This window comes from Streptomyces sp. NBC_01454, from assembly GCF_036227565.1.
Classification (GTDB): Bacteria; Actinomycetota; Actinomycetes; order Streptomycetales; family Streptomycetaceae; genus Streptomyces.
The window spans coordinates 4,542,256-4,556,115 of sequence record NZ_CP109460.1 but is presented as its reverse complement, the minus strand read 5'-3'; the positions used below and the strand labels follow the sequence as shown (position 1 = coordinate 4,556,115).

The window sequence follows — 13,860 nt, the reverse complement described above, 5'->3', positions numbered from 1 at the left end:
TCCCAGCTGCACGTCGTGGTTCGCCTCGGTGGGGTTCACCGGTCGACGCCTCCCATCACGGGGTCGATGGACGCGACGGCGACGATGACGTCGGCGACCTGGCCGCCCTCGCACATCGCCGCCATGGCCTGGAGATTGGTGAAGGACGGGTCGCGGAAGTGCACCCGGTAGGGGCGGGTGCCGCCGTCGCTGACCGCATGCACGCCCAGCTCGCCCTTGGGTGACTCGACGGCCGCGTACGTCTGTCCCGGCGGGACCCGGAAGCCCTCGGTCACCAGCTTGAAGTGGTGGATCAGGGCCTCCATCGAGGTGCCCATGATCTTCTTGATGTGGTCGAGGGAGTTGCCGAGGCCGTCCGGGCCGAGGGCCAGCTGGGCGGGCCAGGCGATCTTCTTGTCCGCGACCATCACCGGGCCGGGCGCCAGCCGGTCCAGGCACTGCTCGACGATCCGCAGCGACTGGCGCATCTCCTCCAGCCGGATGAGGAACCGGCCGTAGGAGTCGCAGGTGTCGGCGGTCGGCACCTCGAAGTCGTAGTCCTCGTAACCGCAGTACGGCTGCGTCTTGCGCAGATCGTGCGGCAGTCCGGCCGCGCGGACGATGGGCCCGGTGGCGCCGGTGGCCATGCAGCCGGCCAGGTCGAGATAGCCGATGCCTTCCATCCGGCCCTTGAAGACGGGGTTGCCGGTGGCGAGCTTGTCGTACTCGCCGATGTTCTTCCGCATCTTCTTGACGAACTCGCGTACCTGGTCGACCGCCCCGGGGGGCAGGTCCTGGGCGAGGCCGCCGGGGCGGATGTAGGCGTGGTTCATCCGCAGGCCGGTGATCAGCTCGTAGATGTCGAGGATGAGCTCACGGTCGCGGAAGCCGTAGATCATGATCGTGGTGGCGCCCAGCTCCATCCCGCCGGTGGCAATCGCCACGAGGTGGGAGGAGATCCGGTTGAGCTCCATCAGCATGACGCGGATGACCGTGGCCCGGTCGGGGATGTCGCCGGTGATGCCGAGCAGCTTCTCCACGGCCAGGCAGTAGGCCGTCTCGTTGAAGAAGGGGGTGAGGTAATCCATCCGCGTGACGAAGGTGGTGCCCTGCGTCCAGGTCCGGAATTCGAGGTTCTTCTCGATGCCGGTGTGCAGATAGCCGATGCCGCATCGGGCCTCGGTGACGGTCTCGCCGTCGATCTCCAGGATCAGCCGGAGCACGCCGTGGGTGGAGGGGTGCTGCGGCCCCATGTTGACGATGATCCGCTCGTCGTCGGACTTCACGGCGGCAGCCGCGATCTCGTCCCAGTCCCCACCGGAGACGTTGTAGACGGTCCCCTCGGTGGTCTCCCGGGCGAGCGACGGCTCGGTGTCGAAGTCGCTCGCCGTGCGGTGGCTGCCGGAGGAGTGCGAGTGCGGTGCAGTAGTCATCAGCTGTACGACCTCCGCTGGTCGGGAGCCGGGATCTGGGCGCCCTTGTACTCGACGGGAATGCCGCCGAGCGGGTAGTCCTTGCGCTGCGGGAAGCCCTGCCAGTCGTCCGGCATCATGATCCGGGTCAGCGCCGGGTGGCCGTCGAAGACGATGCCGAAGAAGTCGTAGGTCTCGCGCTCGTGCCAGTCGTTGGTCGGATAGACGTCCACGAGCGAGGGCACGTGCGGGTCGGCGTCCGGCACCCCGACCTCCAGCCGGATCAGCCGGTTGTGGGTGATCGAGCGCAGGTGGTAGACGGCGTGCAGCTCGCGGCCCTTGTCGCCGGGGAAGTGCACCCCGCTCACGCCCGTGCACAGCTCGAAGCGCAGCGCCGGGTCGTCGCGCAGGATCCGGGCGACCGCCGGCAGCGCGCCGCGCTCGATGTGGAAGGTCAGCTCCGCGCGGTCGACGACGGTCTTCTCGATGACGTTCCCGGGGACCAGGCCCTGTTCGTCGAGGGCGCCCTCCAGTTCGTCGGCGATCTCGTCGAACTCTCCGTAGCCTCCCCCACCCTCGGAGGTGCCCCCCTGCCCGCCCGGTCCGCCGTACGGCCGGCTGCTCTCGCCGGGCAGCCGGACGGTCCGTACGAGGCCGCCGTACCCGGAGGTGTCGCCGCCGTTGTCGGCGCCGAACATCCCGCGGCGGGTGCCGATCACCTCGCCGGTGTCCTCGCGCTGCGCGGGCACGGCTTCCTCCTGGCCGTCCTGGCCGTTCTCGCCGTCCGGCCCGCCGGAACCCTCGGGGTTCTTCTGCTCACTCACCGCAGCAGCCCCTTCATCTCGATCAGCGGGAGCGCCTTGAGCGCCGCTTCCTCCGCCTCACGGGCGGCCTGCTCCTGATTGACCCCGAGCTTGGTGTTCTGGATCTTCTGGTGCAGCTTGAGAATGGCGTCCATCAGCATCTCGGGACGCGGCGGGCAGCCCGGCAGATAGATGTCGACGGGCACGATGTGGTCGACGCCCTGCACGATCGCGTAGTTGTTGAACATGCCGCCCGACGAGGCGCAAACCCCCATGGAGATCACCCACTTCGGGTCCGGCATCTGGTCGTAGACCTGCCGCAGCACCGGCGCCATCTTCTGGCTCACCCGGCCGGCCACGATCATCAGATCCGCCTGTCGCGGTGAGCCGCGGAAGACCTCCATGCCGAAGCGGGCCAGGTCATAACGCCCGGCGCCGGTCGTCATCATCTCGATGGCGCAGCAGGCCAGCCCGAAGGTCGCGGGGAAGACCGAGGATTTGCGCACCCAGCCCGCGGCCTGTTCGACAGTGGTCAGCAAAAAGCCGCTGGGCAGCTTCTCTTCCAGTCCCATGTGTGCCCCCTAGTCCCATTCCAGGCCGCCACGACGCCAGACGTAGGCGTAGGCGACGAAGACGGTGAGCGCGAAGAGGAGCATCTCGACGAGCCCGAAAAGCCCCAGGGCGTCGAAGCTGACGGCCCAGGGGTAGAGGAAGACGATCTCGATGTCGAAGACGATGAAGAGCATCGCCGTCAGGTAGTACTTGATCGGGAAGCGGCCACCACCGGACGGATGTGGCGTCGGCTCGATTCCGCATTCGTACGCCTCGAGCTTGGCCCGGTTGTAACGCCTGGGCCCGACGAGGGTGGCCATCACGACGGAGAAGATCGCAAAGCCTGCCCCGAGGGCTCCCAGTACGAGGATGGGCGCGTAAGCGTTCACCGTCCTCGCTCCCTTCAGTCGACGATGACTGGATGGCGGTCCGCTCGGGCCCTTGATCGCCCCGTGGAGATCGTGCACATGTGAGGCAGTTCACAAGCCCGAGCCGCCTGCATCTTATGCCCGTCGGTCTGTGATCTGCGACACGGGGATGACCAACGCCTTTGTGATCTCCACCACCCGGCGAAGGATCATGAAGTCGGATGAGCGGTGATCTTCATACGTGAAGCACGCGAGTGATCACGAGAGGTGACATTCACCTGGGTTACCGCTGGTCAGTGCGGGGTTGCCAATATCAAGTGAGGCGCGCTAAGAGCAAATTGGCGCCGGACGCGGCCAACTGCTAGTGGACTCCGGCCCGTAGACGTGACCCGCTCGTGACCCGGCCGTGATCGTCTCTACGTGCTTCCGTTCACGAGCGACGGCCGGCGGCAGATCACGGGAACATAACGGACACTCAAGAGTGACCTATCCCACGCTATTTCACGCACTAAGTCCTTGACGCCCGGGAAGCCTTGGCGTGGCGGATGGGGAACTGGTAGGCGGCCGCCGAACCCGCATCGAGCAGCAAATGCCATGCGTAGGAACATGATCGCGAAATTCGGACATCCCGCCGGGGGCTCCGCGGGCAAGCAAAAAGTCCCCTTTGTTCGCCGTGTACACGACAAGTGTGGCGCACTGCACCTTTGTTGGCAGCAACCTGCGGCTCCTGATACCCGTTATTGCCATGTCCCCGAACGCACTCATACCCAGCCACCGGAAGCCCCGTCGCCCTTCCGCGTCCTCGCGGGCGCTGCGTGCCGGAGTGACCGGTGGCTTCCTCACCCTCGCGGTCACCGGCGCCACCGTGCCGGCCAACGCCGCGGAGAAGCCCGTCTCCGAAACCCAGGAGATGCCGACGATCACGACGGCGCTGGCCACCAGCGCCGCGAAGAGCGCCGACACCGCTGAACAGGTCGCGTTCAACTACGAGCGTCAGGCACTCCAGGACAACGCCTTCTCCAAGGCCGCCAAGTCCGCGGAGAAGGCCAAGGCCGAGGCCGTGAAGAAGGCCAAGGCCGCGGCCAAGAAGAAGGCCGAGGAGGCCCGCAAGGCCAAGGAGGCCACGCAGGCCCGTGCGTCGCGCTCCTCGGAGCGGACCACCCTGTCCGCCCCGTCCACCGCCACCGGCTCCTCCGCGACCCTTGTCGCCTTCCTCAAGGCGCAGCTCGGCAAGGCGTACGTGCTGGGTTCCAGCGGCCCGTCCTCGTACGACTGCTCCGGCCTGACCCAGGCCGCGTTCAACCAGATCGGCGTCGACCTGCCGCGGGTCTCGCAGGACCAGTCCACCGCCGGCACCCAGGTCGGCCTGGACAACCTCCAGGTCGGCGACATCCTGTACTGGGGCAGCGCGGGCAGCGCCTACCACGTCGGTGTCTACGTCGGTGGCGGCAATTTCATCGGCGCCCAGAACCCGAGCACCGGCATCGTCGAGCGCCCGCTCAACTACGACATGCCGACCGGCGCGGTGCGCGTCCTGTAGGACCGCCGCGCCCTGATGCCGCACAAGGGCCGCCCCTCTCGCCGCTCGGGAGGGACGGCCCTTCGGCATGCCCTCCGCCGGCCCTGGCGGCGGTCTGCGGGCCCTCGGCGTCCGCCGTGTCCTCACTGCCGTCCGACGGAGGATTCGCGCCGCACAGCGCCACGAACAAGCCAGGTACCCCCCAACGGCCGTGCGAAGAGCGACCGATGAACGGTGCGAAACGTTGCACCTCTCGCCATATGCCGCAGATGTCCCCCTGGGGACGTCGTGCGGGATCCCCAGCGAGAGGACACGCGCGCTCCGATGAACATCACCCGCACCGCCCGCCGGACCGTCTCCCGGGCCACGATGGCGGCCGCAGTGGCCACCGCGCTCGGCCTGGGCGCCGTCCCCGCCGCGACCGCGGCCGCCCCGGCCACCGCCCCGCACGCCGTACGGACCCCGGACACCGGCCCGCACGGCGGCTGGCACCAGGACGGACTGCGGCTGAAGGCCGCCGACAACCGGAAGGTGGACGCCTTCGTGGCCCGCGCCCGGCGGGCCGAGCGCTCCATCAGCCCCCAGGTCCGCGCCGTCGCCCGGATCAGCCATGCCGAACTCATCGGCTTCGACCAGCGGCTGAAGTCGCCGGACTCGCTCAAGCGCAAGGTCGCCACCTGGATGCACGAGTCGCCGGGGCAGTCGGTGGACACCTCGCTCGGCCTGATCAACGACGCGGTCCGCTACACCCTCCAGTGGCCGGCCGGCAGGTACAGCCAGGGCGTGAACACCGCGGCCGCCCTGCTGTCCGCCTGGGGCAACGACTCCACGCGCTGGGCCAACACCTGGCACCGGACCGCCGGCTACAAGGCGATCAACTCCGCCTGGCGCGCGCCCCGCTCCGGCCAGCTCTTCGAGGTCCAGTTCCACACGCCCCAGAGCAAGGCGGCGCAGCTGCAGACGCACAAGCTGTACGAGGAGGAGCGGCTGCCGGGCACCCCGTCCGCGCGGGTGCGTGAGCTCCAGGAACAGCAGAACGCGATCTTCGCGGCGGTGCCGGTGCCGGCGGGCGCCGAGCGGCTGACCGCCCCGGCCCACCGGGTGGCCGACCCGTCCCGCCACCGGCCGGCCCCGGACCCGGCACGCCGTCTCCCGGCTCCGGCCCACGTCCCCGTCAGCTGACCGGACCGGTCCGCCCCGGCGTCACGGTGTCCGCCCTCGGTGCCGCCGGGGCCCAGCCGGTGACGCCGGGGCCGGCCGGGGCATGCAGGCGCCGCGGCCGGCCGGCGGGGTCACCAGCCCGCGCCCGCCGGCTGCCTGATGGTCGCGTTGAGGCGGTTGAAGAGGTTGGTGACCCCGATCGTCAGGATGATCGCCGCCAGCTGCCGCTCGTCGAAGTGGTCGGCGGCGGCGTCCCATACGGTGTCCGGCACCGGGTCGGCACTGTCGGCGAGCCGGGTGGCCGCCTCGGTGAGCGCCAGGGCGGCGCGCTCGGCGTCCGAGAAGTACGGCGCCTCCCGCCAGGCCGCCACCGCGAACAGCCGCTCGTCACTCACCCCGTTCTTCCGGGCGCTCTTGACGCCTCCGTCGACGCAGAAGCTGCAGCCGTTGATCTGGCTGGCGCGCAGATGCACCAGCTCCAGCGTCGCCTCCGGCACCCCGCCCTGACGCGTCGCCTTGAACACGTCGAGCAGGGGCTGCATGGCTTCGGGGAGGACCGTTGCGGGGTTCTTCATCCGTGCGTTCATCACTGCTCTCCTTCAGAGATTCCGTCGTTACCGCACTGACGGATCCCGGCCGGAGAATGTGACGGCGGCGGCCCGGAAGAGTGTTCCGGAACCGCCGCCGCCTGGTCAGCGGGCCGCCACCGGGTCTCCCCCCGTGCCGGCCCGTGCGTCATGCCGTCGGCGTCATGCCTTCGGTGCGACCTTGCTCAGACCGTTGATGATGCGGTCCATCGCGTCACCGCCCGTGGGGTCGGTGAGGTTGGCGAGCATCTTGAGGGTGAAGCGCATCAGCAGCGGGTGGGTCAGACCGCGCTGGGTGGCGATCTTCATGACCTTGGGGTTGCCGATGAGCTTCACGAAGGCGCGGCCGAGGGAGTAGTAACCGCCGTAGGTGTCCTTGAGGATCTTCGGGTAGCGCTGCAGGGCCAGCTCGCGCTGCGCGTAGGTGGCGCGGGCGTGCGCCTGCACGATCACCTCGGCGGCGATCGCGCCGGACTCCATGGCGTAGGCGATGCCCTCGCCGTTGAACGGGTTGACCAGCCCGCCCGCGTCGCCGACCAGCAGCAGGCCCTTGGTGTAGTGCGGCTGGCGGTTGAAGGCCATCGGGAGCGCGGCGCCGCGGATCGGGCCGGTCATGTTCTCCGGCGTGTAGCCCCAGTCGGCGGGCATCGAGGCGCACCACGCCTTGAGGATCTCGCGCCAGTCCAGCTCCTTGAAGGCGGAGCTGGAGTTGAGGATGCCGAGGCCGACGTTGCTGGTCCCGTCGCCCATGCCGAAGATCCAGCCGTAGCCGGGCAGCAGCCGGTCCTGGGCGCCGCGGCGGTCCCACAGCTCCAGCCAGGACTCCAGGTAGTCGTCGTCGTGCCGGGGCGAGGTGAAGTACGTCCGCACGGCCACGCCCATGGGGCGGTCCTCGCGCCGGTGCAGCCCCATGGCCAGCGAGAGCCGGGTGGAGTTGCCGTCGGCGGCGACGACCAGCGGGGCGTGGAAGGTGACCGGGGTCTTCTCCTCGCCGAGCTTGGCGTGCACGCCGGTGATGTGGCCGGTCAGCTCGTGGACGATCGGCGCGCCCACGTTGCAGCGCTCGTACAGCCGCGCGCCGGCCTTCTGCGCCTGCCGGGCCAGCTGCTCGTCGAAGTCGTCGCGCTTGCGGACCAGTCCGTAGTCCGGGTACGAGGCCAGTTCCGGCCAGTCGAGCTGGAGGCGGGAGCCGCCGCCGATGATCCGCAGGCCCTTGTTGCGCAGCCAGCCCGCTTCCTCGGAGATGTCGATACCCATCGCGACCAGCTGCTTGGTGGCGCGCGGCGTCAGCCCGTCACCGCAGACCTTCTCGCGCGGGAACGCGGTCTTCTCCAGCAGGAGCACATCCAGACCGGACTTGGCGAGGTGATAGGCGGTGGCCGAGCCGGCGGGCCCGGCACCGACGACGATCACGTCCGCGCTGTGCTCCGAGCGGGCCTGGGTCACGGAATCGGTCACGGACGCGGACTCGGTCACGGTGCTGTCTCCCGGAAGTCGATATCTGGATTTCTGGGTGCCGCCCGGCACCGGCAGGTGCAGTCTATGGGGGCCCCGGTAAGCGAAACCTGAAGGGTTGTGCCGCGGCCGCCGGGCACGCTGCGCCCGCGAACCGCCGGGATCCCGGCCGCAGCGGGCGCAGCGGAGCAAGGGCCGTCGGCGGGGGCGGCGGCCCCGCCGTTCACCCGCCGTCAGCTCCCGGCGGGTTTGGTCCCCCGGTGCAGTGCCACGACGCCGCCGGTCAGGTTGCGCCAGGCCACCCCGGTCCAGCCCACGCCCTGGAGCCGGGCGGCGAGTTCGGGCTGGTTCGGCCAGGTACGGATGGACTCGGCGAGATAGACGTAGGCGTCCGGGTTGCTGCTGACCGCGCGGGCGACCGGCGGCAGCGCGCGCATCAGGTACTCGGTGTAGACGGTCCGGAACGGCGCCCACGTCGGCTCGCTGAACTCGCAGATCACCAGGCGTCCGCCGGGCTTGGTGACCCGGTACAGCTCCGCCAGCGCGGCGTCGGTGTCCTGGATGTTGCGCAGCCCGAAGGAGATGGTGACGGCGTCGAACACCCCGTCCGCGAACGGCAGCCGGGTGCCGTCGCCGGCCGTGAACGGCAGCCACGGGTGGCGTTTCTTGCCCTCGCCCAGCATGCCGACGGAGAAGTCGCAGGGCACGACGTACGCACCGGCCCCGGCGAACGGCAGCGAGGAGGTGCCGGTGCCGGCCGCGAGGTCGAGCACCCGCTCGGCGGGGCGTGCGGCCACCGCGCGCTCCACCTCCTTGCGCCACAGCCGCGCCTGCCCCAGGGAGAGGACATCGTTGGTGAGGTCGTACCGTGCCGCCACGTCGTCGAACATCGCGGCGACTTCGTGCGGCTGCTTGTCCAGGGATGCTCGGGTCACCCGGCCATTGTCCACCGTGCCCGGCCCCGGGCCCGCACCGGGCACGCCCGGGCGCCGCGACGGGGCCGGGGAGCGGCGCGACGGGGCCGGGGAGCGGCGCGGGGCGCCCGCTTCAGCGGCGGCGGTGGACGAGACGGCCGGCCAGCACCGTGGCCAGACAGCTGCCGTCCCCGGCGAAGACGGCGAAATCGGCCGCTCCGCCGACGGTCAGCGTCCGCGCCCGGCCGGCGGGCAGCTCCGCGAGTCCGGACCGCTGGACGGCCGTACGGACCGCGGGCCGGGTGAACGGCCCGGTCAGCGCCGTCGTGCCGAGGGCCAGCAGCCGCTGGAGGCCGCGGCGGGCGCCGGCGCCCCAGCGTGCCTCGGTCATGTCGAGCGCGGCGAGCGCCTCGCCGCCGACCGGCTCACTCCCGAGCTCGCCGGCCTCGCGGGGGTCGGGGTGGTAGACGGTCTCCAGCAGCGCCGCGGCGTCCGGTTCGGTACGGCCGGGGGTCAGCACGCCATCCCACTCCCGCACCCGCGCCTGGTCACCGTGGGCCGCCAGCAGCTCCTCGTACGGCCCGATGGCGGCGATCCGGCCGCCGTCGACGAGGACCGCGTGACCGGCGGCCGGCGCCCCGTCGGGGACGAGCCGGACGCCGCGCACGCGGTGAAGTGTCAGCATCGCGGGCTCAGTTGGCCTCGACGAACTTCAGCTCCGGATGGGCCGTGCCGCCCTCGAGCGCCGTCGAGGACAGATGCGAGACGACCTTGTCGTCGACCGGGTCGTTGGCCGGGTCGTCGTGCACGACCAGGTGCTCGTAGGTCGTGGCGCGCTGTGCCGGGACCCGGCCCGCCTTGCGGATCAGGTCGATGATCTCCATGCGGTTGGAGCGGTGCTTGGCACCGGCCGAGGAGACCACGTTCTCCTCCAGCATGATCGAGCCGAGGTCGTCCGCGCCGTAGTGCAGCGAGAGCTGGCCGGCTTCCTTGCCGGTGGTCAGCCACGAGCCCTGGATGTGCGCGACGTTGTCGAGGAAGAGCCGGGCGATGGCGATCATGCGCAGGTACTCGAAGAGGGTGGCCTGCGTCTGACCCTTGAGGCGGTTGTTCTCGGGCTGGTAGGTGTACGGGATGAAGGCGCGGAAGCCGCCCGTACGGTCCTGGACGTCGCGGATCATGCGGAGGTGCTCGATGCGCTCGGCGTTGGTCTCGCCGGTGCCCATCAGCATCGTGGACGTCGACTCCACACCCAGGTGGTGGGCCGCCTCCATGATCTCCAGCCAGCGCTCGCCGGACTCCTTCAGCGGGGCGATGGCCTTGCGCGGACGGGCCGGCAGCAGCTCGGCGCCGGCGCCCGCGAAGGAGTCGAGCCCGGCGGCGTGAATCCGCCGGATCGCCTCCTCGACGGACACCTTGGAGATCCGGGCCATGTGCTCGACCTCGGAAGCGCCGAGGGAGTGGATGACCAGCTGCGGGAAGGCCTTCTTGATCGCCGAGAAGTGTTCCTCGTAGTACTCGACGCCGTAGTCCGGGTGGTGGCCACCCTGGAACATGATCTGCGTGCCGCCGAGTTCGACGGTCTCCGCGCAGCGGCGCAGGATGTCGTCGAGATCGCGGGTCCAGCCCTTGGCGGTGTCCTTCGGCGCGGCGTAGAACGCGCAGAACTTGCACGCCGTCACACACACGTTGGTGTAGTTGATGTTGCGTTCGATGATGTAGGTGGCGATGTGCTCGGTGCCCGCGTAGCGACGGCGGCGGGCGGCGTCGGCGGCCTTGCCCAGTGCGTGCAGCGGGGCGGAGCGGTACAGGTCGAGCGCTTCCTGCGGCGTGATCCGGCCGCCCTGCGCGGCGCGGTCGAGCACGGACTGGAGGTCGGCGTTCTCGGTCACCGGGGCGTCCCTTTCACAGGCGGGCATCACGAACTGAACCAGCGTACGTCAGGGGTCCGACACCCTCACCGCCGGTCAGCCCCCGCCCGGCACCCGTGCCTGGTCAGCGCCGCGGCAGCCCGGTACCGGCCCTGTTCCGGCCCCGTGTCAGCGCCTGGTCAGCGTCGCCCGCGGCGTGCCGCCCGCGTCGTCGTCCGAGGCGAAGGCGAGCCTGCCGCCCGGGCCCAGCGTGTACGTCACCCGCGACTGGTTGCCCGTGCAGCCGGGCCCCTGCTTTCCGTCCGGACGCTCCATGAGCACCAGCCGCTTCCCGGTGGCCGACTCCAGCCGCGCCTTGGCCCGGCACTTCACCAGCACCGCGTCATAGGTGGTGTGGATGACGTACGCGCCCGTGCCGCCCTTCTTGATGACGCTGGTGATCGTGCCGTTCGGGATGCCGTGCGAGGTCGTGACGCTGCCCGTCCAGGTGCCGAGGAACGGCGCGGCAACGGCGCCCGCGCCGGCACCCGGACTGCTGGGCCGGGGCGTCGGCCTGCCGCCGGCCGGCGGCCTGGCGCCGGGCTGCGCTCCGCCGTCCGCCCCGCCGCCCGCTCCGGGCAGCAGATGGAAGACGAACCCGGCCGTCGTCGCGGCGGCGAGCGCCCCGGCCACCGACAACACCAGCGTGCAGCTCAGCCGCCGCGGCCGGTCCCGGCCGCCGCCGAGCGCACCGGACAGCGCGATCCGCCGCTCCTCGGGGGCGGCCGGCGCCGCCCCGGTCGGCAGGTCGGCGAGGCCGGCGGCGGGCGGACGGTCCGGGCCGGTGGCCGCCGCGCGCTGCCCGCCCGTCGCCGAAGGGCCCGTTCCTGCCGGGGACGGCACCCCGCCGGCCGCCGGCCACGGCGCCACCGGCACGGGCGGACCGGGCGGCTGCGCGCGAACCCCGGAGGTCCGCGTCGCCGGCGCCCCGGCCTGGGCCGGACTGTCGAAGGGCACCAGCCCGGACACCGCCCCGTACGAGGGATCCGGAGGCCCGAACGCACCACCGGGCACCGCACCCGCCGCACCGTGTCCCGCCCGCGCCGGCTCCTCCCCCGCCTCGAGGTTCAGCAGCTCCACCGCCTGCCGGCTGACCTGCTCGACCAGCGGGCCGGGCAGCCACCCCGCACGCACCAGGCCCGCCGCGCCGCCGCTCCCCTCCCCCGCGAGCCGCGCCGCCAGCGCCTCGGGGGCGGGCCGGTCCGCGGGGTTCTTGGCCAGACAGGCGACCACCGACTCCCGTAGCGCGCCGTCGAGTTGCGGCCCCAGTACGGGTTCCTCGTGCACGACCTTGTAGAGCAGCGCGGCGGACGAGTCCCCCGGGAAGGGGCTGAGGCCGGTCGCCGCGAAGGCCAGCACCGCGCCGAGCGAGAACACATCGGCGGCACCCGCGGCCCCGTTGCCCAGGATCTGTTCGGGCGCCATGTAGCCGGGCGACCCCACCGAGACCCCCGTGGAGGTCAGCGAGGCGGTGCCCTCCGTGGCCCGGGCGATCCCGAAGTCGATCAGCAGCGGCCCGTCGAGCGTCAGCAGCACGTTCGACGGCTTGACGTCCCGGTGCACCAGCCCGAGCGCGTGCACCGCGGCCAGCGCCTCGGCCAGCCCGGCGCCCAGCGCCCGTACGGTGTGCCCGGCCAGCGGCCCGGTCCCGGCGACGGCCTGGGCGAGCGAGGGGCCGGCGGCATAGCCGGTGGCGATCCAGGGGACGGCCGCGTCGGGGTCGGCGTCCAGTACCGGTGCCGTCCAGTCGCCGCCCACCCGCCGCGCCGACTCGATCTCGCGCCGGAACCGCGCCCGGAACTGGTCGTCCGCGGCGAAGTGCGCATGGACGGCCTTCACGGCGACGGTACGGCCGCCGGCGCTGCGCCCGAGATAGACCCGGCCCATCCCGCCCGCGCCGAGCCTGCCCAGCAGCCGGTATCCGCCCAGGGCCCGTGGGTCGTCCGGTGACAGCGGCTCCATGGCGCCTCCCCCTAGATGAGCGCACCCAGCCTAGGGCCCAGGGGAGTCCGCGCCCCCTGGAATCCCGTTACCCCGGGGGACGCCACCGGACCGGGGCCGCCGTGCCCCCGCCCGGTACCACCGGACCGCCCGGCGTCGATGCCCGCGGGCCACCGGCTCGGCCCGCCCGTCCGCCACCGGCCGGCTACCCGGCCGACGACGACAGCAGGTCCACCTTCACATCGGCCGGGAACCCGGTCGTCGGCCCGACGCGCCGGGCGAATTCCGTGACCCCCCGCAGCTGCTCGGGTCCGAAGCGGAAGTCGAGCGTGGTGAAGTAGCGCTCCAGGACGGGCTCGTCGAAGCTCTCCCACCGGGCCGCCTGCTCGGCGACCTTGCCGACCTCCTCCAGCGACACATCGCGCGAGGCCAGAAACGCCTCGTGCACCTTCTGCACCACCTCCGGCTCGCGCGCCAGGTACTCACGCCGGGTCGCCCAGACGGCGAAGACGAACGGCAGCCCCGTCCAGTCCTTCCACATCTGGCCCAGGTCGTGGACCTCCAGGCCCAGCCGCGGCCCGTCGTGCAGATTGGCGCGCAGCGCGGCGTCACCGATCAGCACCGCCGCGTCCGCCTCCTGCATCATCACGCCGAGGTCGGGCGGGCAGGTGTAGTAGTCGGGCCGCACCCCGATCTTCTCGGCCAGCAGCAGCTGGGCCAGCCGTACGGACGTCCGCGAGGTCGAGCCGAGGGCGACCCGGGCGCCGTCCAGCTGCTCCAGCGGCTTCTGCGAAACGATCACGCAGGACATCACCGGGCCGTCGCAGCCGACAGCGAGGTCGGGGAAGGCCACGAGGTCGTCGGCGGCCCGCAGGTACTCCACGAGGGTGATCGGGGCGATGTCGAGGTCTCCGCGGACCAGCTGCTCGCTGAGCTTCTCCGGCGTGTCCTTGGTGAGGTCCAGATCGAGCAGGGTGCCCGTACGGGCGAGGCCCCAGTAAAGGGGCAGGCAGTTGAGGAACTGGATGTGGCCCACTCGCGGCCGGCTGCGACGGCGGCCGGCGTCGGCTCCCGCGGGTGCGTCTCCGAAGGTTGAATTGTCCACATGCGGAGGCTAGACCTGTGCCGCTCGGGGCAGCGCGGCGGGTCGGCATATGGACGTTAGTGCGGTCGGTTAAACGTGATCTTTGGCTCTTCCGCCTCGCGAGCGCACCATGCTAAGCTCAGCGCAAGTTGCAGTTTGGTTTCCCTTGCAGTAC

Annotated in this window: 13 protein-coding genes; 2 read left to right on the top strand and 11 right to left on the bottom strand. The window is 71.3% G+C overall.

Annotated features, from left to right (window positions below; all coding sequences use genetic code 11):
* Window positions 1–35: 35 nt before the first annotated feature.
* Genes OIU81_RS20200 through OIU81_RS20185 form a run of 4 tightly spaced genes read right to left on the bottom strand, consistent with a single transcriptional unit; the run spans window position 36 to window position 3,135 of the window.
* Window positions 36–1,412: an NADH-quinone oxidoreductase subunit D gene (locus OIU81_RS20200; RefSeq protein ID WP_329149858.1), complete on the bottom strand. Its 1,377-nt coding sequence runs from the start codon at window positions 1,410–1,412 to the stop codon at window positions 36–38.
* The gene (locus OIU81_RS20195; protein ID WP_443074018.1) at window positions 1,412–2,215 is read right to left on the bottom strand and encodes an NADH-quinone oxidoreductase subunit C; all 804 of its coding nucleotides are present in this window, start codon (window positions 2,213–2,215) and stop codon (window positions 1,412–1,414) included. The genes OIU81_RS20200 and OIU81_RS20195 overlap by 1 nt, the downstream gene beginning before the upstream one ends.
* Window positions 2,212–2,766 carry a NuoB/complex I 20 kDa subunit family protein gene (locus OIU81_RS20190; RefSeq protein ID WP_189102374.1) on the bottom strand — a complete coding sequence of 185 codons (555 nt, stop codon included), beginning with the start codon at window positions 2,764–2,766 and terminating at the stop codon, window positions 2,212–2,214. Before OIU81_RS20190 ends, OIU81_RS20195 begins: the two co-directional genes overlap by 4 nt.
* A gap of 9 nt (window positions 2,767–2,775) precedes the next feature.
* Window positions 2,776–3,135 carry an NADH-quinone oxidoreductase subunit A gene (locus tag OIU81_RS20185; RefSeq protein WP_018538824.1) on the bottom strand — a complete coding sequence of 120 codons (360 nt, stop codon included), beginning with the start codon at window positions 3,133–3,135 and terminating at the stop codon, window positions 2,776–2,778.
* 724 nt (window positions 3,136–3,859) lie between these two features.
* Between OIU81_RS20185 and OIU81_RS20180 the strand changes: the two genes are divergently transcribed.
* Window positions 3,860–4,654, top strand: a complete 795-nt coding sequence (locus tag OIU81_RS20180) for a C40 family peptidase (RefSeq protein WP_329149852.1) — start codon at window positions 3,860–3,862, stop codon at window positions 4,652–4,654.
* Window positions 4,655–4,957: 303 nt separating this feature from the next.
* Window positions 4,958–5,815 carry an ATP nucleotide 3'-pyrophosphokinase gene (locus tag OIU81_RS20175; protein WP_329149850.1) on the top strand — a complete coding sequence of 286 codons (858 nt, stop codon included), beginning with the start codon at window positions 4,958–4,960 and terminating at the stop codon, window positions 5,813–5,815.
* Window positions 5,816–5,925: 110 nt separating this feature from the next.
* On the opposite strand, the gene OIU81_RS20170 is transcribed toward OIU81_RS20175, so the two are convergent.
* From OIU81_RS20170 to OIU81_RS20140, 7 genes are all read right to left on the bottom strand, one after another.
* Window positions 5,926–6,381 carry a carboxymuconolactone decarboxylase family protein gene (locus OIU81_RS20170; RefSeq protein WP_329149848.1) on the bottom strand — a complete coding sequence of 152 codons (456 nt, stop codon included), beginning with the start codon at window positions 6,379–6,381 and terminating at the stop codon, window positions 5,926–5,928.
* A 162-nt stretch (window positions 6,382–6,543) separates the two neighbouring features.
* Complete coding sequence (locus OIU81_RS20165) at window positions 6,544–7,908, bottom strand: geranylgeranyl reductase family protein (RefSeq protein ID WP_329149847.1); 1,365 nt, start codon at window positions 7,906–7,908, stop codon at window positions 6,544–6,546.
* Window positions 7,909–8,069: 161 nt separating this feature from the next.
* Window positions 8,070–8,771, bottom strand: coding sequence for a demethylmenaquinone methyltransferase (locus tag OIU81_RS20160; protein ID WP_329149845.1), 702 nt, complete (start codon window positions 8,769–8,771; stop codon window positions 8,070–8,072).
* A 112-nt stretch (window positions 8,772–8,883) separates the two neighbouring features.
* Window positions 8,884–9,435 carry an imidazolonepropionase-like domain-containing protein gene (locus OIU81_RS20155; RefSeq protein ID WP_329149844.1) on the bottom strand — a complete coding sequence of 184 codons (552 nt, stop codon included), beginning with the start codon at window positions 9,433–9,435 and terminating at the stop codon, window positions 8,884–8,886.
* 7 nt (window positions 9,436–9,442) lie between these two features.
* Window positions 9,443–10,642 (bottom strand): cyclic dehypoxanthinyl futalosine synthase, encoded by a 1,200-nt coding sequence (mqnC, locus tag OIU81_RS20150; protein WP_329149842.1) that lies wholly within the window; start codon window positions 10,640–10,642, stop codon window positions 9,443–9,445.
* 147 nt (window positions 10,643–10,789) lie between these two features.
* Window positions 10,790–12,622 carry a serine/threonine-protein kinase gene (locus OIU81_RS20145; protein ID WP_329149840.1) on the bottom strand — a complete coding sequence of 611 codons (1,833 nt, stop codon included), beginning with the start codon at window positions 12,620–12,622 and terminating at the stop codon, window positions 10,790–10,792.
* Between the two features lie 184 nt (window positions 12,623–12,806).
* Window positions 12,807–13,706: a menaquinone biosynthetic enzyme MqnA/MqnD family protein gene (locus tag OIU81_RS20140; RefSeq protein WP_329149839.1), complete on the bottom strand. Its 900-nt coding sequence runs from the start codon at window positions 13,704–13,706 to the stop codon at window positions 12,807–12,809.
* Window positions 13,707–13,860: the final 154 nt, after the last annotated feature.